The sequence below is a fragment of the Kitasatospora sp. GAS204B genome (genome assembly GCF_029892155.1).
In the GTDB taxonomy this organism is placed as follows: Bacteria; Actinomycetota; Actinomycetes; order Streptomycetales; family Streptomycetaceae; genus Kitasatospora.
Genome location: NZ_JARZAG010000011.1, coordinates 202,425 through 224,268, shown reverse-complemented (window position 1 = coordinate 224,268; position 21,844 = coordinate 202,425). Strand labels below are relative to the sequence as shown.

The 21,844-nt window shown below is 71.7% G+C and carries 20 protein-coding genes; 10 read left to right on the top strand and 10 right to left on the bottom strand.

Annotated elements, in window-relative coordinates; translation table 11 throughout:
- The first annotated feature begins 4 nt into the window (after positions 1–4).
- Positions 5–508, top strand: coding sequence for a metallophosphoesterase (locus tag P3T41_RS17705; RefSeq protein ID WP_280690833.1), 504 nt, complete (start codon positions 5–7; stop codon positions 506–508).
- 17 nt (positions 509–525) lie between these two features.
- Here P3T41_RS17705 and P3T41_RS17700 read toward each other — a convergent pair whose 3' ends face one another.
- Positions 526–783 (bottom strand): DUF1049 domain-containing protein, encoded by a 258-nt coding sequence (locus P3T41_RS17700; protein WP_280690832.1) that lies wholly within the window; start codon positions 781–783, stop codon positions 526–528.
- 386 nt (positions 784–1,169) lie between these two features.
- On the opposite strand from P3T41_RS17700, the gene P3T41_RS17695 reads away from it, so the two are divergent.
- The 6 genes from P3T41_RS17695 to P3T41_RS17670 all read left to right on the top strand — a co-directional run bounded on the left by P3T41_RS17695 (position 1,170) and on the right by P3T41_RS17670 (position 7,536).
- Positions 1,170–1,931 (top strand): DeoR/GlpR family DNA-binding transcription regulator, encoded by a 762-nt coding sequence (locus P3T41_RS17695; protein ID WP_280690831.1) that lies wholly within the window; start codon positions 1,170–1,172, stop codon positions 1,929–1,931.
- A gap of 269 nt (positions 1,932–2,200) precedes the next feature.
- Entirely contained in the window at positions 2,201–3,517 is a 1,317-nt protein-coding gene (locus P3T41_RS17690) for a sugar ABC transporter substrate-binding protein (RefSeq protein WP_280690881.1), read from the top strand.
- A 217-nt stretch (positions 3,518–3,734) separates the two neighbouring features.
- Entirely contained in the window at positions 3,735–4,571 is an 837-nt protein-coding gene (locus P3T41_RS17685) for a sugar ABC transporter permease (RefSeq protein ID WP_280690880.1), read from the top strand.
- A gap of 17 nt (positions 4,572–4,588) precedes the next feature.
- Positions 4,589–5,440: a carbohydrate ABC transporter permease gene (locus P3T41_RS17680; protein WP_280690879.1), complete on the top strand. Its 852-nt coding sequence runs from the start codon at positions 4,589–4,591 to the stop codon at positions 5,438–5,440.
- 28 nt (positions 5,441–5,468) lie between these two features.
- Positions 5,469–6,458 (top strand): zinc-dependent alcohol dehydrogenase family protein, encoded by a 990-nt coding sequence (locus P3T41_RS17675; RefSeq protein ID WP_280690830.1) that lies wholly within the window; start codon positions 5,469–5,471, stop codon positions 6,456–6,458.
- Positions 6,459–6,507: 49 nt separating this feature from the next.
- Positions 6,508–7,536 carry a PfkB family carbohydrate kinase gene (locus tag P3T41_RS17670; protein ID WP_280690829.1) on the top strand — a complete coding sequence of 343 codons (1,029 nt, stop codon included), beginning with the start codon at positions 6,508–6,510 and terminating at the stop codon, positions 7,534–7,536.
- A 12-nt stretch (positions 7,537–7,548) separates the two neighbouring features.
- Here P3T41_RS17670 and P3T41_RS17665 read toward each other — a convergent pair whose 3' ends face one another.
- Together P3T41_RS17665 and P3T41_RS17660 are read right to left on the bottom strand one after the other, a co-directional pair.
- Positions 7,549–8,757, bottom strand: a complete 1,209-nt coding sequence (locus P3T41_RS17665) for an MFS transporter (RefSeq protein ID WP_280690828.1) — start codon at positions 8,755–8,757, stop codon at positions 7,549–7,551.
- Positions 8,750–10,000 carry an ATP-grasp domain-containing protein gene (locus tag P3T41_RS17660; protein ID WP_280690827.1) on the bottom strand — a complete coding sequence of 417 codons (1,251 nt, stop codon included), beginning with the start codon at positions 9,998–10,000 and terminating at the stop codon, positions 8,750–8,752. The genes P3T41_RS17665 and P3T41_RS17660 overlap by 8 nt, the downstream gene beginning before the upstream one ends.
- A 231-nt stretch (positions 10,001–10,231) precedes the next feature.
- Between P3T41_RS17660 and P3T41_RS17655 the strand changes: the two genes are divergently transcribed.
- Positions 10,232–10,996: a class I SAM-dependent methyltransferase gene (locus P3T41_RS17655; RefSeq protein ID WP_280690826.1), complete on the top strand. Its 765-nt coding sequence runs from the start codon at positions 10,232–10,234 to the stop codon at positions 10,994–10,996.
- Positions 10,997–11,207: 211 nt separating this feature from the next.
- Here P3T41_RS17655 and folE read toward each other — a convergent pair whose 3' ends face one another.
- From folE to P3T41_RS17625, 6 genes are all read right to left on the bottom strand, one after another.
- Positions 11,208–11,795 (bottom strand): GTP cyclohydrolase I, encoded by a 588-nt coding sequence (gene folE, locus P3T41_RS17650; RefSeq protein WP_280690825.1) that lies wholly within the window; start codon positions 11,793–11,795, stop codon positions 11,208–11,210.
- Positions 11,796–11,802: 7 nt separating this feature from the next.
- Positions 11,803–12,501 carry a 7-carboxy-7-deazaguanine synthase QueE gene (locus P3T41_RS17645; protein ID WP_280690824.1) on the bottom strand — a complete coding sequence of 233 codons (699 nt, stop codon included), beginning with the start codon at positions 12,499–12,501 and terminating at the stop codon, positions 11,803–11,805.
- A 93-nt stretch (positions 12,502–12,594) separates the two neighbouring features.
- Positions 12,595–12,957: a 6-carboxytetrahydropterin synthase gene (locus P3T41_RS17640; RefSeq protein ID WP_280690878.1), complete on the bottom strand. Its 363-nt coding sequence runs from the start codon at positions 12,955–12,957 to the stop codon at positions 12,595–12,597.
- 40 nt (positions 12,958–12,997) lie between these two features.
- A complete protein-coding gene (locus P3T41_RS17635) occupies positions 12,998–14,011 on the bottom strand; it encodes a 2-oxoglutarate and iron-dependent oxygenase domain-containing protein (RefSeq protein ID WP_280690823.1) in 1,014 nt (337 codons plus the stop codon).
- A 120-nt stretch (positions 14,012–14,131) separates the two neighbouring features.
- Complete coding sequence (ectB, locus tag P3T41_RS17630) at positions 14,132–15,412, bottom strand: diaminobutyrate--2-oxoglutarate transaminase (protein ID WP_280690822.1); 1,281 nt, start codon at positions 15,410–15,412, stop codon at positions 14,132–14,134.
- Between the two features lie 65 nt (positions 15,413–15,477).
- Positions 15,478–16,143 (bottom strand): 7-cyano-7-deazaguanine synthase, encoded by a 666-nt coding sequence (locus tag P3T41_RS17625; protein ID WP_280690821.1) that lies wholly within the window; start codon positions 16,141–16,143, stop codon positions 15,478–15,480.
- A 348-nt stretch (positions 16,144–16,491) separates the two neighbouring features.
- Here P3T41_RS17625 and P3T41_RS17620 point away from each other — a divergent pair, with 348 nt between their 5' ends.
- Positions 16,492–19,431, top strand: a complete 2,940-nt coding sequence (locus P3T41_RS17620) for a BTAD domain-containing putative transcriptional regulator (protein ID WP_280690820.1) — start codon at positions 16,492–16,494, stop codon at positions 19,429–19,431.
- A gap of 234 nt (positions 19,432–19,665) precedes the next feature.
- Complete coding sequence (locus P3T41_RS17615) at positions 19,666–20,304, top strand: response regulator transcription factor (protein WP_280690819.1); 639 nt, start codon at positions 19,666–19,668, stop codon at positions 20,302–20,304.
- Between the two features lie 74 nt (positions 20,305–20,378).
- Here the strand turns inward: P3T41_RS17615 and P3T41_RS17610 are convergent, their stop codons facing one another.
- Positions 20,379–21,683, bottom strand: coding sequence for an MFS transporter (locus tag P3T41_RS17610; protein WP_280690818.1), 1,305 nt, complete (start codon positions 21,681–21,683; stop codon positions 20,379–20,381).
- Positions 21,684–21,844: the final 161 nt, after the last annotated feature.

The following is a 21,844-nucleotide window of genomic DNA, read 5'->3' as shown; positions in this document are numbered from 1 at the left end:
CGCCGTGCGCCTGCTGATCACCTCGGACACCCACGTTCCCACCCGGGCCCGGCAGTTGCCCCGCGTCCTGCTGGCGGAAGTCGACCGGGCCGACCTCGTGGTGCACGCCGGCGACTGGGTGGACGAGGCGACCCTGGACCTGCTGGCCGCCCGGGCGAACCGGCTGGTCGCGGTCCACGGCAACAACGACGGCCCGCCGCTGCGCGCCCGGCTGCCCGAGGTGGCCGAGGCCGAGGTCGACGGCCTTCGGCTGGCGGTGGTCCACGAGACCGGGCCGGCCCAAGGGCGCGAACACCGCTGCGAGCAGCGGTTCCCCGAGGCGGACGTGCTGGTGTTCGGGCACAGCCACATCCCGTGGGACACCGTCACGCCTCGTGGTCTGCGCCTGCTCAACCCCGGCTCGCCCACCGACCGGCGGCGCCAGCCCTGGTGCACGTACCTGACCGCCGGGATCGACGGCGGGCTGCTCCAGCACGTGGAGCTGCACCGGCTGGCGCCCGGCGGCTGAGGATCGCGAGCGGCGGGTCAGTCGGGCCCGCGGCGGGACTGGCGTCGCCGATAGCCGAACGCCCCCACCACGACCCCGGCCAGCAGCATGAAGAGCAGCACCACCCACATCGCGGCGTTGATGGTGGCGAAGCCCCACAGGTGGATCCTGACCGTCCCCCGGTTCATCAGGATGAACCACACCGCCAGGACCGTCACGACTACCACAACGACCCTGGCGGGCGTGACGCGCACCCCACCGATCCGACGCTCGGCAGCGTCTCTGTTCGTAGTCATATGTCCAGTGTGCGACCCGCGCCCCGACGGTGCTTGGTGCGAAGCCGCGGCTGACCGCGCCGGGCCCGGTGCCGTCCGGTGTCGGCTGGGTCTCGTCCGGGTCTCGTCCGGGTCTCGCCCGGATCTCGCCCGGGTCTCGCGCGAGGCGCGGAGCGTGTGGCTTTCTGCGAATCGGCGGCCCGCGCCCGGGCATTCGGGCAGTCGATCACCGGCCGCAAGGCCGTGGCCGGCCGCTGACCTGCGCTCATCTCCGTTGGCAGCGGGCATGATTCGGGCATGTTCCAGCCCGCTTTGGAGCTGTCCAGCGCCCCGGCCCGGGGGTATAAATCTCACACGGGCAGATTCGGGCTTCCGATGTCCGATCGGGCGGAGGGGAGGAACGCGGGATGCGAGCATCGGAGCGCCAGCACCGGATCCTCGTCCTGGCCCGGCAGGAGGGCCGGATCGAGGTCACCGCCGCGGCGGCCGACTTCGGGGTCGCGTTGGAGACCATCCGACGGGACCTGAGCGAGTTGGAGCGCAGGGGGCTGGTCCGCCGTACCCATGGCGGTGCCTACCCCGTGGAGAGCACGGGCTTCGAGACCGACCTGGCCCAGCGGGTCACCCGCCACGTCGAGGCCAAACGCCGGATAGCGGCCGAGGCGGTCAAGCTGGTCGGCGAGGCGGAGAGCATCTTCGTCGACGAGGGGTACACCCCGCAGATCCTCGCCGCGCTGCTGCCGACCGAACGTCCACTGACCGTGGTGACGGCGTCGCTCTCCGCAGCCGCCGCCGTGGCCGACGCGGCGAACGTGACCGTCCTGCTGCTGGGCGGCCGGGTTCGCGGCCGGACCATGGCCACCGTGGGCTCCTGGGCCTGCGAGATGCTCGCGGGATTCGTCATCGACCTGGCGTTCCTGGGGTCGAACGGGATCTCCCGCGAGCTCGGCCTGACCACCCCGGATCCGGTGGTGGCCGACGTCAAGGCCAAGGCCCTCGAGGTGTCCCGCCGGCGGGTCTTCATGGGCCACCACAGCAAGTTCGGGGCCAGCAGCTTCTGCCGCTTCGCGGACGTGAGCGACTTCGAGGCGATCGTCACCGACACCGAACTGTCCAGCGCCGAAGCCCACCGCTACGCGCTGCTGGGACCGCACGTCATCCGGGCCTGAGGCGGCAGTCCGAGGCACCGGCCTGCCGCCCCAACCTGACGCACCACAGCTGACGCACCACACCTGAGGCACCACACCGAACGGCAGTCCCCCCGCTGCCGTGGCCATCGCGCGACGCCCGAGCCACGACCACGGCCGATCCCCACGCGGCCGCGGCATCGATCCCACGCGTCGCGAACCGGTCCCACCCGACCGGGCTCGCCGAGAGAAGGAACAGCACCATGACGATCAGACAGTCCGTTCTGCGCAGGACCGTGCCGCTGGGCGCGATGGTCCTCTGCGGCGCCATGCTCGCGGCCTGCAGCGGTGCCGGCGGCGCCGGCGGCAGCTCGCAGGCGCACTCCATCAACGTGCTGATGGTGAACAACCCGCAGATGGAGGACCTGCAGAAGCTGACCGCGGACAACTTCACCAAGACCACCGGCATCAAGGTCAACTTCACCGTACTGCCGGAGAACGACGCCCGGGACAAGTTCACCCAGGACTTCTCCAGCCAGTCCGGCCAGTACGACATCGCGACCATCAGCAACTACGAGGTCCCGTTCTACGCGAAGAACGGCTGGCTGGCCTCGCTCAGCGGGAACTCCGCCAGTGACACCTCGTTCCAGCAGAGCGACATCCTGCCCACCATCCAGCAGTCCCTGACGTACAACGGCCAGCTCTACGCCGAGCCGTTCTACGGCGAGTCGTCGTTCCTGATGTACCGCAAGGACGTCTTCGCGGCCAAGGGACTGACCATGCCGGCCAACCCGACCTGGGAGCAGGTCGCCGACCTCGCGGCCAAGGCCGACGGGGCGCAGCCGAGCATGAAGGGCATCTGCCTGCGCGGGCAGCCGGGTTGGGGCGAGCTGATGGCGCCACTGACCACCGTGGCCAACACCATGGGCGGCACCTGGTTCGACCAGAACTGGCAGGCCCAGCTGACCGGTCCGGGCTTCACCAGCGCGACGAACTTCTACGTCAACCTGCTGCGGGCGCACGGTGAGGCGGGCGCGCCGCAGGCCGGGTTCACCGAGTGCCTCAACGACCTCGAGCAGGGCAAGGTCGCCATGTGGTACGACGCGACCTCGGCGGCCGGCTCGCTGGAGGCCTCGGACTCGCCGGTCGCCGGGAAGATCGGGTACGCGCCCGCGCCGGCCGACCAGACCAAGGCCTCGGGCTGGCTCTACACCTGGGCCTGGGGCGTGCAGAAGGCCAGCACGCACAAGGACGACGCCTGGAAGTTCATCTCCTGGGCCTCCAGCCAGGGGTACGAGCAGCTGGTCGGCAAGAGCCTCGGCTGGTCCCGGGTCCCGGCCGGCAAGCGCGCCTCGACCTACAGCAACCCCGACTACGTGGCCGCCGCCTCGGCGTTCGCGCAGGCCACCAAGACCGCGTTGACCAGCGTCGACCCGCAGAACCCGGGCGTCCAGCCCAGGCCCGCGCCGGGCATCCAGTTCGTCGGCATCCCGGAGTTCACCGATCTGGGCACCCAGGTCTCGCAGCAGATCAGCGACGCGATAGCGGGCCAGATCAGCGTGGACCAGGCGCTGAAGAACAGTCAGGCGCTCGCTGCCAAGGTCGGCGCCAAGTACGCGGGGCACTGACACCCCCCGCGAACCCACCCGACAGCATCCCGGCCCCGCCCCGCCCACCCGCGGCAAGGGGCCCGTGCGAAGCGGAGAAACGCAAGTGAGCACTACCTCGATCACCGGACGCCGCAGCAGGGTGTCGCCGTCCGCCGGACAGAGCGCGCGGCCGGCGGCGGGCCGGCCGCGCGGCGCCTGGTCGCTCCGGGCGCCGCTGCTGCCGGCGCTGATATTCATGATCGTGGTCACCCAACTTCCCTTCGTGGGGACCCTGGTGATCTCGTTCATGCGCTGGAACGCGCTGGACCCGGGCAACCGCGGGTTCGGCGGCCTGTCCAACTACGCCGCGGCGTTCGACGATCCGGCGCTGCGCTCGTCCATCGTCACCACGGTGCTGCTGACCGTCGCCGTGGTGCTGGTGAGCCTGCTGCTGGGGCTGGTGCTGGCGCTGCTGCTCGACCGCCGTTTCCTGGGCCGCGGCGTCGTGCGCACGATGCTGATCACGCCCTTCCTGGTGGTGCCGGCGGCCTCCGCGCTGCTCTGGAAGCACGCCATCTACAACGCCTCCTACGGTCTGCTGAACGGCTCGCTGACCTGGCTCTGGAGCCTGTTCGGCAGCTCGCACGCGCCGCAGCCGGACTGGCTCTCCAACACTCCGCTGATCGCCGTCGAGATCTCGCTGATCTGGCAGTGGACGCCGTTCATGATGCTGATCCTGCTCGCCGGGCTGCAGAGCCGGCCGCTGGACGTCGTCGAGGCGGCCCGGGTGGACGGGGCGAGCACCTGGCAGGTGTTCCGCTACCTCACCTTCCCGCACCTGCGCCGCTACCTGGAGCTCGCCGCCCTGCTCGGCAGCATCTACGTGGTGCAGAACTTCGACGCCGTCTTCACGCTGACCTCCGGCGGGCTCGGCACCGCCAACCTGCCCTACACCGTCTACCAGACGTTCTATCAGGGCCACGACTACGGCCAGGCGTCCGCCGAGGGCGTCCTGGTGGTCATCTGCACCATCCTCCTCGCGACCTTCGCGCTGAGGACCGTCTCGTCGCTGTTCCGGGAGGAGTCACTGTGACGACCGCCGCCACCACCCTGCCCGCCGCGCGTCGCCGCGAGGCCTCCGCCCGCCGCAACGGCGCCCTGCTCGGCCTGCTGGCCTGGCTGTGCGGTGTGCTCTTCTTCCTGCCGTTCGCCTGGATGGTGCTCACCTCGCTGCACAGCGAGTCGGCCGCCGCCACCAACCCGCCGAGCGTCGGGGCCGGCCTCACGCTGCAGGGCTACCGGGAGTTCTTCGGCGCCGGCAGCGGGGTCAGCCCCTGGCCGCCGCTGATCAACTCCCTGACGGCCAGTGTCGCCTCGACCCTGCTGGTGCTGCTGCTGTCGATCCCCGCCGCCTACGCGCTGTCGATCAGGCCGGTGCGCAAGTGGACCGACGTGATGTTCTTCTTCCTCTCCACCAAGATGCTGCCCGCCGTGGCCGGCCTGCTGCCGATCTACCTGATCGCGCAGAACACCGGGATGCTGGACAACATCTGGCTGCTGGTCATCCTCTACACCTCGATGAACCTGCCGATCGCGGTGTGGATGATGCGGTCCTTCCTCGCCGAGGTCCCCAAGGAGATCCTGGAAGCCGCCTCGATCGACGGCGCGGGGCTGCTCACCACCCTGGGGCGGATCGTGGCGCCCGTCGCCGCGCCCGGGATCGCCGCCACCGCGCTGATCTCCTTCATCTTCAGCTGGAACGAGCTGCTGTTCGCCCGGGTGCTGACCGGCGTCGTGGCCGGCACCGCACCCGTCTTCCTCACCGGCTTCGTCACCAGCCAGGGCCTCTTCCTGGCCAAGGTGTGCGCCGCCGCCGTCTGCATCTCCGTTCCGGTGCTCGTCGCCGGATTCGCCGCCCAGGACAAGCTCGTCCAGGGCCTCTCGCTTGGGGCAGTCAAATGACCAGTCAGATCCTGTGGGGAGCGGTCCGGTGAAGGCCGCCGTCATCAGCTCGCCCGGTGTGGTGGCCGTCGAGACCGTCGACGATCCGACACCCGGCCCCCGGGAGGTGGTGGTCAAGGTGGCGGCCTGCGGGCTGTGCGGCACCGACCTGCACATCCTCCAGGGCGAGTTCGCGCCCACGCTGCCGATCATCCCCGGTCACGAGTTCGCCGGGGAGGTGGTCGCGGTCGGCACCGGGGTGCGCGAACTCTCGGTCGGTGACCAGGTCGCCGTGGACCCCTCGCTGCCCTGCCGCGAGTGCCACTACTGCCGGATCGGGCGCGGCAACCTCTGCGAGAACTTCTCCGCGATCGGGGTCACCGTGCCCGGCGCAGCCGCCGAGTTCGCCCTCGCCCCGGTCGCCAACTGCGTGCGGCTGCCCGAGCACGTCCGCACCCAGGACGCCGCCCTCATCGAACCGCTCTCCTGCGCGGTGCGCGGCTACGACGTGCTGCGCAGCCGGTTGGCCAGCAGCGTGCTGATCTACGGCTCCGGCACGATGGGCCTGATGATGCTGGAGCTCGCCAAGCGCACCGGCGCGGCCGGCGTGGACGTCGTCGACATCAACAGCGAACGGCTCACCGCCGCACGCCTGCTGGGCTGCACCAACGCCGTCACCTCCGCCGACGAGCTGGACCGGCCGCGTGGTTGGGACGTGGTGATCGACGCGACCGGCAACGAGCTGGCCATCCAGGACGCGCTCGGCCGGGTCGGCAAGGGCGGTACCTACCTGCAGTTCGGCGTCGCGGACTACGCCGCGCGTGCGACGATCGAGCCGTACCGGATCTACAACCAGGAGATCACCATCACCGGCTCGATGGCGGTGCTGCACAGCTACGAGCGCGCGGCCGAGCTCTTCGCCACCGGTGTCCTGGACCCCCAGGTCTTCATCAGCGACCGGCTCCCGCTCGCCGACTACGCCACCGCGCTCCAGCAGTTCCAGGCGGGCAAGGGCCGAAAGATCGTCATCACCCCATGACCCGGGGCACCCGAACCACAGCAAGCCCGAACCACAGCAAGGAGGACGCATGACGGCCGCAGGGTCTTCGGCCCTCGTCATCGGTGAGGCACTGACCGACATCCTGGCGACCCCGGACGGCCGGCAACGCGCCGTACCCGGGGGCAGCCCCGCGAACGTGGCCCTCGGGCTGGCCAGGCTCGGCCGGCCGGTCTGCCTGGCCACCCGGATCGGCAGCGACCGGTACGGCCTGGACCTGCGGCGACGGCTCGGCCAGAGCGGTGTGCGGCTCACCGTCGGGTCGGTGGTCGACGCCGCGACGTCCACCGCCACCGCCACCCTGGGCTCGGACGGAGCGGCGACCTACCGCTTCGACATCGACTGGAGCCTGGCACCGGAGGCCGTCGACCCGGCCCGCACCGGTCCGATCGCCCACCTGCACACCGGTTCGATCGCGGCGACCCTGGCGCCCGGCGCGGCTCGGGTGCTCGCCGCCGTCCGGGCCGCCCGCCCGGGGGCCACCGTCTCCTACGACCCCAACCTGCGGCCCGCGCTGCTGGGGACGGCGGACGAGGAGCGGCCGCGAGTCGAGCAACTCGTCGCGCTCAGCGATGTGGTGAAGGCCAGTGCGGAGGATCTCGACTGGCTCTACCCGGGCTGCGACGCCGCGGCGGTGGCCGCCGCGTGGGTGCGGACCGGGCCCGCGCTGGTGGTGGTCACGCTGGGCGCCGCGGGTGCGCTGGCCTTCTGGCGGCACGGGAGTTGCGAGCTGGCGCCCACACCGGTCGAGGTGGTGGACACCGTGGGCGCGGGGGACGCCTTCATGGCCGGGCTGGTGGGTGGGCTGCTCGGGGCGGGGTTGCTGGGGTCCGAACCGTTGGGTGCCGAACCGCTGGGGTCCGAACCGCTGGGGTCCGAACGGCTGGGGTCCGGCTTCCAGTTGCCGCCGACCGCGCGCGAGGCGCTGCGGGCCGCGACGAGTACCGACCGCCTCGCCCCCGAGGTGGCCGAGGCGCTGGCCCTGGCGGCCCGGGCCGCCGCCGTCACCTGCACCCGCCCCGGTGCGGACCCGCCGACCCGGGCCGAGCTCGGCTGCTGAGCGCTGCCCCGGTCAGTCGGCTCCACCTTCTTGAGCCAGGGCGGCCGTCCCGCCGAGGGCGAACAGCACCGCCGTCCCACCCGCGACCGGGGAGAGCAGCAGGAAGGCACCCGCGCCGTACGCCCCGGCGAGGGTGGCACCCGCCGAGGCGCCGGCCGCGAAGCCGACGGTCGTCATGCTGTTGGCCCAGCCCTGGGTCTCGCTGTCGCAGCCGGGCGGGGTCAGCGCGCCGATGGCGGTGAAGAGGCGGGCGAAGGTCGAGCCGACCGCGAGGCCGGTGAGCGGGCAGACCAGCAGGACGGCGGCCGGCGCCACCTGCATCGCCAGGCCCAGCAGCACGCAGCCACCGACGAACACGGCGAGGAGTCCCGGCAGTTCGGTCCGGGCCAGGGCATCGTGGGCGCCCAGGCCCAGGGCGCCCACGATGCTGCCCACCGAGAGGCCGGCCAGATACCACCCGCTGTGCGAGGCGACGTGCTGCTGCTGCGCGTAGACGGGCAGCATCACCTCGGTGGCGGACAGCGCCGCGCAGAACAGGAACTGGGCGCCGAACACCGCGCGCAGCGGGCGGGAGCGCAACGGTGCCCGCCAGTGGCCGGTCGGGGGTCCGGGGCGTTCGGTCGGCTCGCGGTGCAGGGTGAGCAGCAGGACCACGGCGCCGGCCATCAGCACCCCGATCAGCGCGAACGGCAGCAGCGGGGAGAGCGAGGTGCTCAGCCAGGTGGCGAGCACCGGCCCGGTGATCAGCGTGACGTCCATCAGCGCCGACTCCAGCGCGTTCGCCGACGAGCGACCGCGCGCCCGGTCGACCGACGTCCAGTGCGTCCGCAGCAGGATGCTGACCGGCGGGAAGCAGAGACCGATCGTGACCACGGACAGGACCACCCACCCGAACGGCAGGCGGCCCGCGGCGGCCAGCACCAGCCCCGCCAGTCCGACCAGGTAGCCGGCGAGGCAGCGGCGCAGCACGCGACCCGACCCGGTCGCCGCCAGCCGGCCGCGCAGCGGACTGCTGACGGCGTTCGCGAGCAGCATCGCACCGACGGCCGTCCCGGCCTCGGCATAGGAGTACCGGGGCGACAGCAGGAGCACGCCGCTCACCGGGAACATGCTGATCGGGAACTTGGACACCAGGCTCGCCACGGCCAACCGCCGGGCCCCCGGGGCGGCCAGCACCTCCCGGTAGGTGGCGATCGAGCCGGTGGCGGCCGTCTCAGGCATCGGCGGGGACCGGGTCGGGCCGGATCTCCAGCCGGACCAGGGAGCGGACGGCGGCCAGGGTGGCGAGCACGGCCGCCTCGTCCTGGCCGTGCACGGAGGCGCTGAACGGGATGCTGACGTTGTCACGGGTCAGCGGAACATGGTCGCCGGGCTGGTAGCCGACCAGCACGCTGTCGATGCCCGGGAGGTCGTCCAGCCGGTCCAGGCCGTGCACGGCCACCAGCGTGCCGGGCGCCTGCTCGTTGTGGATCACCACCGAGCCGAACACGCCCGGGAACACGACCGGTTGGTCCAGCAGCCGCGGCCGCCGCCCCAGGTAGCACTCGATGGCGTCGTGGAACGGGCGCAGGCCGCCGTACCGGGCCCACATCTCCACGGCGGGACCGCCCGACAACCGGGCACCGACCTCGATCAGGAAGACGCCCTCCTCGTTGCACTTCACCTCGGTGTGGCTGGGGCCCCGCCGGATGCCGTAGGCATCGAGGGCCTCCCGGACGAACCGCTCCACCCGTTCCCGGTCCGGGTGACGCTCGTCGATCTGCACGATGTCCCAGAGCGGGAAGTCGTAGTCGCCGTCGTCGGGACGGCGGTACTCCCAGATGTCCACCAGCCGGTGCCGGCCGTCGGCGCTGAAGAAGTTGACCGCGAACTCGCGGCCCCGGATGTACCGTTCCACCAGCCACTCGGTGATCGGCTCGCGGTAGACGTCGTGGGTGACCAGCCGCTCGACGTCGTGCAGCGCGTCGGCGTCCGAGAACACCGTGACGCCCTGCGAGCCCGCGCCCATGGTCGGCTTCACGATGACGGGAAAGCCCACCTGGTGGGCGGCCGCGGCGATCTCCGCCGCCGCGTGGACCCGTCGGAACTCGGGGACGCGGACACCCGCCTCGCCCGCCCGGGCCCGCATCGCCGCCTTGTTGCGCCTGGCCCAGGCGAGCGCGTGGTCGTTGCCCGGCAGCCCGAGCCGCTGCGCGATCAGGTCGGCCAGGTACACGCCCGCCTCCAGGGCGGGCACCACCGCGCGGACGTCGAAGCCGGTGCCGGCCAGCTGCCGAGCGGCGTCCTCGGGCTCACCGGCGTACAGCGAGAGGTCGTCGCCCTCCTGGTGGCCGGGCAGCGCGGCCAGGTAGTCGTGCGTGTAGAGCGAGACGACGGCGAACCCCAGATCGCGGGCGGCGGCCTTGAACGGCACGCCTTGGCGGACGGGGTCGACCAGCAGGATCGCGGGTGTGGCTGCTCCCATGGCGGCCTCTCTTCTGATGCGGATGCGTGCGGACGACGTCCCAGCGGACGGACCGGCGGTCGCCGGCGGACCGTACTCCCGGCCCGGTGCTGCCCGTTCGGACCGGGCAGGCGTCCGGCCGGTGTGTTCCGGTCCGGGCCGAAGTCCGGGCGGCGGGACCTTCTGGCCGAACGGCCGGAGCGGCAGGATGGCTCACGATCGGAGCAACTGGCCTTCCGGAAAAGAGATCTGATGATGAATTCGGAGTTCTATTCGAAGGTGGCCGAGAAGTTCGGCGGCTATTCCAGCGGGGCCCAGCGCACGGTGGTCTACGCCGACGGCGATCCGGAGGAGGTCTTCGACCAGATCGTGCACGGCCTCGGCGATCCGGCCGGGCACCTGCTGGACGTCGGCTGCGCGGACGGACGCAACCTGCTGGCGATCGCCCCGGCCTTCGGCCGCGTCCACGCCATCGACCTGGCCCCGGAGATGCTCGAATCGGCCGGCCGCCACCTGGCCGAGTCCGGGCTGGGACAGGTCTCGTTCGAACTGCGGGACGCCTCGGCGACCGGCTTCGCCGACCGGACCTTCGACGTCGTGACCTCGCGTCGCGGCCCGCTCTTCGGACCGGAGTTCCAGCGGGTCCTCAAGCCCGGCGGCTCGCTGGTCTACCTCGGCATCGGCGAGCACGACGTGCGTGAGCTCAAGGAGGTCTTCGGCCGGGGACAGCTCTACGGCCGCTGGGCGGGCACGCCGGTCGCGCACGAGGAGCGGCGGCGGCTGGCCGAGGCGGGCTTCACGATCCTGCGGGAGCAGAGCTTCCACTACGACGAGTACTTCCACTCGCCGGCCGAGCTGAACCGGTTCCTGCAGCTGGTGCCCATCTTCGAGGACTACGACCCGGTGGGCGACCAGCAGCACTTCGATCGCTACGTCGCCCAGGCCTCCGCGCCGCAGGGCGTCCGGCTCGCCCGGCACTGGTTCCTGCTGCACGCGGCTAAGAGGGTCCGCCAGTAGGGGGCTGGAGGAAGGAGCGGCGTCCGGGCCGAGTCTGGGCGGTGCCGACGAGGGAGTCCATGCGGAGCATCGGCGACTGAGGAGAAGCCGTCCAGGCGACAGCCCGGGCGTCGCGACGCCGGCCCCCTGCTGGCGGACCCTCTAACCCGGCCGGCTGACCCGCGGGTCCGCCCCGGACCGCAGTGGTCCGGGGCGGACCCGGGGCCGGCGGTCAGGGACGGAGCAGGGCGAGCAGCTCGCCGCGCAGCACGCTGTCCTCGCCGAACGCGCCGCGGTAGGCCGTGGACGTCATCAGGGCGCTGGCCTTGATCCCGCGCATGGTCATGCACAGGTGCTCGCCCTTGGCGATGACGGCCACGTCCGCCGCGCCGGTGATCTCCGCGATGTCCCGCGCGATGTCCGCGACCAGCCGTTCCTGGACCTGGAGCCGGTGCGCGTGCCGGTGCGCCACCCGCGCGAACTTCGACAGGCCCAGCAGTCGTTCGGTGGGCCGGTAGGCGATCGTCACGGAGCAGTTGAAAGGCAGCAGGTGGTGCTCGCACAGGGACCACACCTTGATGTCCGAGACGATGACCAACTGGCTGGTGGTGGTCGTCTCGAAGAGGGTCGCGATCGCTCCCGGCTCGTAGTCGATGAACTCGCGCCACCACCGGGCGAACCGCTCCGGCGTCTCCCGGAGCCCGTCCCGGTCGGGGTCCTCGCCGATCTCCTTGAGCAGCCGCCGCGCCAGGTCGACCAGCGGATCCTGCTGCGGGGGCTCCCCGTACGCCAGGGCCTGCTTGCCCACTCGTGTCGTCACAGACAACTCAGACACCTCTCCTGTGGCCCCAGACCAGCGTGTGCAGCCTGGTGGTGATGTTCCAGCCGCGGTCGATCACCGAGGTGACGAGAGCCCGCGTGTGCTTGTCGATGGCGTCCCGGTCCTGCCCCTCGGGCATGATCCAGACCGAGTCGATCCCCATCTCCGCGACCAGCCCGGCGACCTCGTCGAGGTCGGCGGTGTCCCGGCAGACGAACTTGAAGGTGGTCCCCGGCGTTCGGGCGAATCGCCGCAGCGCACCGGGGACGATCCGCTGCCGCACCGGATCGCCCGAATGCGCGAGCTTGGGCGACACGTTGAAGCGGACCCCGGTCTCGATCAGGTGCGGATCCGGCGTCCGCGTCCCGTTCGTCTCGATCTCGACCTCGATCCCCCGCGCGGTCAGCAGGCGGACCAGCGGCAGCAGCCGCGCCTGCTGGTTGAGCGGCTCGCCCCCGGAGACGACCACCAGGTCGACTCCGAACGCCAGCAGCTCCTCGGCCACCGAGTCGACGGTGCGCCGGTGCAGTTCCACCTTCGGGTCGTACCTGACACCGGCGTCGCTCCTCCCCTGCCAGTCCCACGTGTAGGGGGTGTCGCACCACCGACAGGAGAGGTTGCAACCGCCGAGGCGCAGGAACGCGCATCTGCGGCCGAGTGACCGGCCTTCTCCCTGAACGGTCTCAAGTGGGGCCGAAGATCTCATTGACGACGAGTTCGGTTTCCACAGGGCACCACCTCCTTCTTCGCCATGTCGTCAGCTGAACCGATCACCTGCCGCACCCGCCCGCTCGGCGGCTCAGGGCCGGTACTCCGCCCAGGTCTTGGGCGTTTCGGAGATCCGCACAGAGCTGAGCTCCGGGAACTCCTTCGCCCACCGCCCGTACAGCCAGACGGCCAGGTTCTCGGCGGTGGGGTTGCCGTCCACGAGGTCGTTGAGGTGCCGGTGATCGAGCGTGCTGTCGATCCAGGACTTGAAGGTGGCGAGATCCCCGTAGTCGCGGACGAACCCGGTCGGCGTGAGTTCGGTCAGGTCGGCGCTCAACTCCAGCTCCACCACGTAGTTGTGACCGTGCAGGCGAGCACACTGGTGCCCGTCGGCAAGACCGGCCAGCTGGTGGCTGGCGGAGAACTCGAACCGTTTGGTGATCCGCAGCGTCATGTCGCTCACATGCCTTTCCGTTCGATCTGGTGATGGTGGGTCAGTTGGTGCCGGCGTGGGCGGTGGTGCCGGTGTCCGGCACCACGCCGAGCTTCTCCAGGACCGAGTGCCGGGCGCGGACCGGCTGCCGGCCCGCGCCGCCGCCGAACGGCGCCGCCAGCGGCTCGATCCAGGTCTCCGGATCCGTCTCGAAGAAGAAGACCAGGGAGAGCAGTTCCTCATCCGGTGCGCTGGCACTGGGCGCCAGCACCCGGTGCTTCAGCGCCCGCCACCGACCGTCGGTCCACAGCTCCATCAGCTCGCCCAGATTGACGATCAGTGAGTCCGGGCGGTACGGCGGTGCGAACCAGCCGTCCGCTTCGTTCCAGGCCTGCAGACCGCCCACCCCGAGCTGGCGGCTGAGCAGCGTGAAGGTGCCCAGATCGGTGTGCGGCCCGTTGCGCAACTGGCCGCTCTCCAACCGGCCCACCGAGCGCAGCGAGGGGTACCAGCTCACGTTCTGCGTCCAGGTCGACCTGGTGGCGACCGAGGCGAAGAACTCCTGCGGCAGACCGAGGACGGTGGCCAGCAGGGCGTTGACCTCCTGCGCGACCCGGACCATGTGAGCGGTGTAGGCGTCCGCGGCACGGCGCAGCTCTGGCAGTTCCCCCGGCCAGCGGTTGGCCGGGTAGTAGAGCCGGTCCAGCGCGGGATCGCCGGTGCGATGGGTCGGGCTGATGTAGAAGGACTCGTGGAGATCGGGCGCGCTCGGCCCGGCCGGCGATCCGTCGGCACGCGGCACGCCGACACCGCCGCCGGGATGCAGCTCCAGCCAGCCGCTGTCGTACGCGGCCTCGATGGCGTAGCGCGCCTTGACCTCGCGCGGCAGGGCGAAGTAGCGCCGTCCGCAGGCACGGAGCTCGTCCGTCAACCGCTGCGGCACGCCGTGGTCGACCAGTAGGAACATGCCGGTCTCCCGCAGGGCCCGGTCGAGTTCGGCGGCGGTACTCCGCCAGGCGTCGGCCGGGGCGGACCGCCAGTCGCCGAGGCGGACCGTGGGGATCACACTCTTCACGCAGCACTCCAGGAGTTGCGGGGCCCGGTCCGTTCGGGCGGGCCCGCGCGTGGGCGGCCCGTCGGACAGGTCCGTCGACAGAACAGCAGTGCCGTGGTCACGGCGCCGGCAGCGGCGGCCTCATGGCGCGAGCACCGCGCGCACGGACGAGCCGAGAATCTCCAGGCCCTCGGCGATCTCGTCCTCGCTGACGGTGAGCGGGGGCAGCAGCTTGACCACCTGCCCGCCCGCGCCGGAGGTCTCCATGAGCAGACCGTTCTCGAAGGCGGTGGCGCACACCTGGCCGGCCAGCTCCCCGCCGGCCGCGCCCAGAGCGCCGAAGTCGAGGCCCACGGCGAGCCCGCGCCCCTTGAGGCGCAGGCCCGCCGCCGGATGGGACCGGATGACCTCCGCCAGCGCGGACGCGATGCGCTCGCCCTTGGACCTGATCGCCTTCTCGAACTCCTCGTCACTCCAGTACGTGCGCAGCGCCGTCGCGCCGGTGACGAAGGCCACACTGACGCCGCGGAAGGTCCCGTTGTGCTCGCCGGGCTGCCAGACGTCCAGCTCCGGGCGGATCAGGGTGAGGGCCAACGGCAGCCCGTACCCGCCGATGGACTTCGACAGGCAGACCATGTCCGGCACGATCCCCGCGTCCTCGAAGCTGAAGAACCCTCCGGTGCGGCCGCAGCCCATCTGGACGTCGTCCACGATCAGCAGGACGCCGCACCGCCGGCACAACTCGGCCAGCTCGCACAGCCATTCGGCACGGGCGGCCGTCAGACCGCCCTCGCCCTGGACCGTCTCGACGATCACCGCGGCGGGCCGGTCCAGTCCGCTCCCGGGATCCTCGAGCATCCGCCGCAGGTACGTCAGTCCCGTCCCGGCCTCGTCCCCGGCCTCCTCGGCGTAGCGGTCGTACGGCATCGACACGGCCTGCCCGAGCGGGACCCCGGCGGCGGCCCGCTTCTTCGCGTTGCCGCTCACCGCCAGCGCCCCCAGCGTCATGCCGTGGAAGGAGTTGGTGAAGCTGACCACCGTCGGGCGTCCGGTCACCTTGCGGGCCAGCTTCAGCGCGGCCTCCACCGCGTTGGTGCCACCGGGGCCGGGGAAGACCACCCGGTAGTCGAGATCGCGCGGCCGCAGGACGACCTCGTGGAGCGCCGCCAGGAAGTCGCGCCTGGCCACGGTGAACATGTCCAGGGCGTGCGAGACGCCGTCGGCGGCGATGTAGTCGAGCAGCGCCCGCTTCAGCACCGGGTTGTTGTGGCCGTAGTTGAGGGCTCCGGCGCCCGCGAAGAAGTCCAGGTAGGGCCTGCCGTCCTCCGCGTGGATGCGGCTGCCCACGGCTCGGTCGAACACCACCGGCCAGGCCCTGCTGTAGCTTCGTACCTCGGATTCCAACATGTCGAAGATGGTCACGCCACGATCCGTTCTCGGGGGTTACTGCTGCACTCGGAGCCTGGGTGGATCGGTCGCGCCGCGCGCTACCGCGCGTACGCCGTGGGGTCCTTGACCCCGGCCGCCACGAAGGCCTCGCGCCGTTCGGCGCAGGCGGCGCACCTGCCGCAGTGGATCTCCTCGCCGCGGAAGCAGGTCCAGGTCTCCTCCCACGGCACGCCGAGGCCGTCCCCCAGCGCGATCACCTCGCTCTTGTGCAACTCCACCAGCGGGGCCAGCAGATCGAGGTCCGGGTGCGCCTGGCCACGGGTCGCGATCCGCTCCATCACCAGGAACGCGCGCAGGAACTCCGGTGAGGTGTCGGACGGACCGACGTCATCGGCCATCACGCCGAAGGCGACCGCCTGCGCCTGCTCCACCACCGCCAGCGCGAAGGCGGCGGCGAGCAGCAGCGCGTTGCGGTTCGGCACGATGGTCGAACTGCCCTGCGAGGGACCGGTGTCAGCCGGCACGTCAACGGCGGAGTCGGTGAGCGAGGAGCCCCGGAAGACGTTCCGCGCGGCACTGAGATCGGCCACCTCGTAGCGGGCTCCCAGCCGCCGCGCCGCCAGTCGGGCGAACTCCAGCTCCTTGCGGTGACGTTGTCCGTAGTCCACGGCCAGCAGATGCAGCCGGTGTCCCTCGGCCTTCAGTTTGTACGCCATCGTTACGGAGTCGACTCCACCGGAGACAACCGCTATGACTCTGCTCAATTTCCGTCCTCACAGGGTGAATGGCTCCTACGGGAGGCCGCTCCCCGTCCGTCCGGCCTCCTCGATTCCGCACTGGAATTCTCGTGCTCCGGCAGGGTTCGGAATAAGGTCCTGGCGCACCTCCCGCCAGCCGTGCCGACACCGTCCGTTCGGTCACCACGAGGCCTTTCGAACGGCACCGGCTGCCCGCGCGGACGTGGCCGGTGCCGCCGCCAGCCCGCCGGCGGCCCGCCCGGCGCCCGCCGGCGACGGGCGGGCCCGCGCCCACCGGCTGCGGTTCTGCCCGATCTGACGGTCCGACAGTTCACGGCACCGAACCAGCGGTCGGTACACGTAGACTTGGGATCCGTGAGGTTCACCGTGTTGGGGCCGCCCCGGGTGTGGAGCGGCGATGTGGAGCTGGAGCTGGGACCGCCCAAGCAGCGGGCGCTGTTGGCGCTGCTGCTGGTGCACGCGGGACAACCGGTCGAGTTCAGCGAGATCGTGGATGTCCTCTGGGGTGAGGAACCGCCGCACAGCGCGGCCAACGTGGTGCACCGCCACGTGGGCGCGCTGCGAAAACTGCTGGAACCGCGTCCGGCGTCCGGCGAGCACGGCAGTCCCGTGCTGCGCAGTTCGGGGACGTACCGACTTCCTGTCGATCCCGAATCGCTGGATCTGGCGCATTTCCGCGCCCTTGTCGAGCGCGCTCACCGGGCTCGGGCAGCCGGAACGCCGGCGGCGGCCGTCGAACTCCTGACCCAGGCGCTCGCGCTGCGCCACGGCGTGACCGCGGCCGGAATCCCCGCGCAGGTACGCGCACACCCGGCGTTCACCTCGATCGACCGGGAGTACCTCGGCGTCGTCAGGAACGCCGCACAGGTCGCCCTGGAGGCCGGCCGCGCGGGCCGGATCCTGCCCGCCCTACAGGACGCCGCCGAACGCAATCCGCTCGAAGAGGGGCTGCAGGCCCATCTGATGAAGGCGCTGGCGGTCACCGGGCAGCAGGCCGAAGCGCTGGAGGTCTACCGCAGGGTCAGGTCGCAGCTCGCCGAACAGCTCGGTGTCGACCCGGGGCCGGAGCTGCTCGACGCACACCGGCAGGTGCTCCACGGCGCTCCCCCGGCCCGGGCCACCGCACCCGGGCAGACCGCCCCCGGGCACACCTCCCCCGAGCACACCGCCGACGCGGCAGCCGGCCCGGCGGGCGGCCCGGCGCCGGTCGACGCACCAAGCCCTGCGGCGCCCGCTACTCGCCCCGCCCAACTCCCGGCCGCCTTGGCCGGGTTCACCGGGCGAAGTGCCGAACTGGCTTTGCTGCAAGCACTGTTGCCCGGCCAGGTGGAGAACGGCCGGCTGGAGAACGGCCAGGCGGCGAGCGGCCGGCCCGGCACCGTGGTGATCAGCGCGATCAACGGGATGGCCGGGGTCGGCAAGACCACGCTGGCCGTGCACCTGGCCCACCGGATCGCCGACCGCTTCCCCGACGGACAGCTCTACGCCAACCTGCGCGGCTTCGACCCGGCCGGTCTCGTGCCCAGCGTGAGTGAAGTCCTCCGCGGCTTCCTGCACGCGCTCGGCGAGCCGCCCCAGCGGGTGCCGGCCGGCGCGGACGAGCAGGCCGCCCTGTACCGAAGCCTGCTGGCGGGACGACGCATGCTGATCATGCTGGACAACGCGCGCAGCCCCCAGCAGGTACGGCCGCTGCTGCCGGGTGCGCCCGGCAGCCTGGTGATCGTCACCAGCCGGGACCAGTTGCACGGTCTGATCGCCAGCGAGGGCGCCCATCCGCTCAGCCTCGGTCCGTTCAGTCCCGAGGAGGCACGGGACGCCCTGGTGCAACGCCTGGGCGCCGCCCGGGTCGCCGCCGAGCCGCAGGCAGTCGAGCTGATCATCGAGCTGTGCGGGCGGCTCCCGCTCGCCTTGGCCGTGGTGGCCGCACGGGCCGCCACCCGTCCCGAGTTCCCGCTCGCCTCGATCGCGGCGGAACTCCGCAGCAGCCACGGCAGCCTCGACGCCTTCACCGGCACGGATCCCAGCACCGACGTCCGCACCGTCTTCTCCTGGTCCTGCGAGTTACTGACGCCCGAGGCCAGGCAGCTCTTCCGCCTGCTCGCCCTCCACCCCGGCCCCGACTTCACCGTGCCGGCCGCGGCGAACCTCGCCGGCCTCCCGGCGGGCCGGGCGGCCACGCTCCTCGACGAGCTGGGCCAAGCCCATCTGGTGACCGCGCCCACCCCGGGCCGCTACGCGCTCCACGACCTGCTGCACGCGCACGCCCGTGAGCTCTCCCTCGCGTACGACGACGAGCGGACCCGACAGGCGGCGCTGCGCCGGATGACCGACTACTACCTGCACTCCGCGCACGCCGCCGCGACCCTGCTGGCTCCGCACCGCCTGGACGGCATCGACCTGCCCGCGCACGGATCCGGAACCGCTGCCGAAACGCTCGACGGACGGCCCCGGGCCGCCGCCTGGTTGGACGCCGAGCTCCCCGTCCTGCTCCGCCTGATCGAGCAGGCGAGCGCCAACGGACTCCCCACCCATGCCTGGCAGTTGGCCCAGACGCTGGCCGGCTACCTGGACCGGCGCGGCCACTGGCAGGACCAACTGCGGATCCAGCGCACCGCGCTGCAGGCCGCCGACCGGGCAGCCGACGTCCTGGGACAGGCCCATGCGCACCGGGAGCTGGGGTTCGCCTGCGGCCGGCTGTCCCGCGAGAGCGACGCACAGCACCACCTGGAGCGCTCGCTCACACTCTTCACCGAGCTGGGCGACCGCGACGGCCAGGCGCGTACGCATCGCCACCTGGCCTTCCGGGCGAACAGCAGGCTGGACTACGACCAGGCCCTGCGTCACTATGAACAGGCCTGCGCCCATTACCAGGCGACCGGGCGGCTCAGCGGACAGGGCAGCGTGCTCAACGAGACCGGGTGGACGCACATCCTGCTCGGGCAGCACGAGCAGGCCCTGGCACTGTGCCGCAGGGCGATCGACCTGCACCGGCGGATCGACGACCTCAACGGCGAGGCCGCCGCCTGGGACAGCCTCGGCTACGCACAGCACCACCTCCGCCAGTACGCGCAGGCGCTGACCAGCTACGAGCGCGCCCTGAACGCCTACCAGGCCCTGAACGACAGCGCTTTGGAGGCCGACACCCTCAGCCACATCGGCGACACCCTGGACGCCCAGGGGAAGCACGAGTCCGCGGTCGTCGCCTGGGAGCAGGCGCTGGCCATCCTGGACGAGCTGGGCCACCCCGACGCCGAACAGCTCCGCCGCAGGATCCGGGAGCGGGCGACGGAGTAAGGCGTGGGACGGGGCAAGGCGACCGTCAGTTTTTCGGCACTGTTTCGGCACTGGCCCCGGCCTACGATGCTCAGGTGAGCCGACGACGCCACCCGACAGTCGAACCCCTGCTGCCCCAGCCCACCGATCGACCGAAAGCCCGGGCGACCAGGCCCTGCCACTCGCACCGCCGAGCGAGACCGCGCTGACAGCCCACCCCCTGTCAGCATGCTTTCGGTGTGAGGAAAAGGCGCTATGTCACTGCAGGAGATCACGGTAGCGATCCACGACGGCGACCCGCTCTCCCGAGCCGGCCTGATCGGCTACCTGGAGCAGCAACGGGACATCACCGTGGTGCAGCGGACCGACGCCACCGAGGACGCGCGAGCGGAGGACGTGGCCGTGCTGCTCGTCGACCAGATCGACGCGCCGACCGCGACCCGGCTGCGCAAGCTGGGCGTCGAGCGAGCCCAGCGAGTCGTCCTGGTGACCAGCGAACTCGACGAGGAGCAGCTGGAGTTGGTGCTGGAGGCGGGAGTGCACACGATCGTCTGGCGCCACCAGGCCACCGCCGAGCGGCTGGTGAAGGCGATTCACGCGGCCGGCCGGGGCGAGAGCGAGATCCCGGGCGACCTGCTGCGGCGGCTGCTGAGCCAGCTGGGCCGGATGCGCCGGGGCAGCGCCGTCCCGCCGGAATCCGGCACCCGGCCCACCCAGCGGGAGATCAACGTGCTGAAGCTGGTGGCGAAGGGCCTGGACACCCGCGAGATCGCCGGCCAGCTCTGCTACTCCGAACGCACCGTCAAAGGCGTGCTGCACGACATCATGGTGCGCATGCAGTTGCGCAACCGTGCCCACGCGGTCGCCTTCGCCATGCGCGAGGGGTACATCTGACGACGGCTCGCCGTGCCGGCCGGTGACGTGCGCAGGCCGGCCAGGCGTACGGGCCAGCCAGGCGTACGGATCGGTCAGGCGACGCCGCGGATGCGGTGGACCAGCAGGCCGGCGAGCAGCGTGACCAGGGCGGTGGCCAGGTAGAGCCCGAAGTAGCCGCCGAAGTCGGCGACGATCGGGGCGGCGATGGCCGGGGCGATCACCTGGGGGCCGGAGTTGGCGATGTTGATGACGCCCAGGTCCTTGGCCCGGTCGGCGGCGACGGGCAGGACCTGGGTGACCAGGGCCTGGTCGACGGCCAGGTAGACGCCGTAGCCCGCACCGAGCACCGCGGCGGCGACGACGGTGGCCGGCCAGGTGTGGACCAGGGCCAGCAGCAGGGCGGCGACGGCCATCACCGCGCAGGAGAGGACGACCAGCGCACGGCGCCGGCCGGTGCGGTCGGAGACCATCCCGGCGGGGATCGCCGTCAGCAGCGCGGCCAGGGTGTAGACGGCGGTGAGGATCAGCACCCCGGCGTCCGGCGAGCGGTAGTGCACGGCATCGGTGAGGTAGAAGAGCAGGTAGAGGGTGCCGATCGCATTGCCCAGGTTGATCAGGAACCGGGTCAGAAAGGCCCACCCGAAGTCGGGGTACCGGCGCGGACTGACCCAGTAACCGGCCAGCATGGTCCGGAGGTTGAACGAGCGGAACGCCCCCGGTGGCAGGACCGGGTCGGCGAAGAACAGGACGAACGGCAGCGCGAGGGCCACGGTCATGGCCGCCACCACCGCATACCCCGAAGCGATCCCGCCGACCAGCAGGGTGACCAGCAAGGCGCCGACCACCAGCCCGAGCGACTGGCTGATCCCGGTCCAGCCGGAGACCACCGCCCGCTGCCTGCTGGGAACCTGGTCGGCCACCGGCGCGGTGGCCCCGGCCAGCATGACGTTCAGACCCGCCTGTGCCACCACCCACCCGACCGTGATGCCGACCAGGCCATGCCCGCCGGCGGTCAGCAACAACCCGCCCGCGCCGAGCAGCGCGCCCGCCAGGATCCACGGGCGACGCCGCCCGAACCGCGAGGTGGTGCGATCCGACAGCGCGCCGGCCAGCGGGTTGACCAGCATCGCGACCACGGCGCCCACGCCCGTCACCCAGGAGAGCAGGCCGGCCTTGTGAGCGGCGTCGAGGCGTTCGAGCTGCATCGGCAGCAGGATCTGGATCGGCGTGAAGAAGCCCAGGAAGACCCCGAGGTTCACCAGGCTGAGCGAGGCCGTCCAACGCCACGAGACCCGGGTCACCGGCTCGGCCAGCGCGGCACCGGCGGCGTGGGCCGTGTCGGCGGCCACGTGGCCGGCCGGGTCGGCCGGGTCGGCCACCGCGTCGGCACCGCTCATGAGGGCTGCTCATCTCTGCCGCGCACGCGGCGGCTCAGCTGCGGTGGCGGTGCTACCGGCTGCCATCGTATCCGGCCGAGCTCAGCAGCCGACAGCACGTTGCCGGCTCTGGGCCGACACCCAGGCCCCGACATCGGCGAGGGGTCGCCGGTCAGGCCATC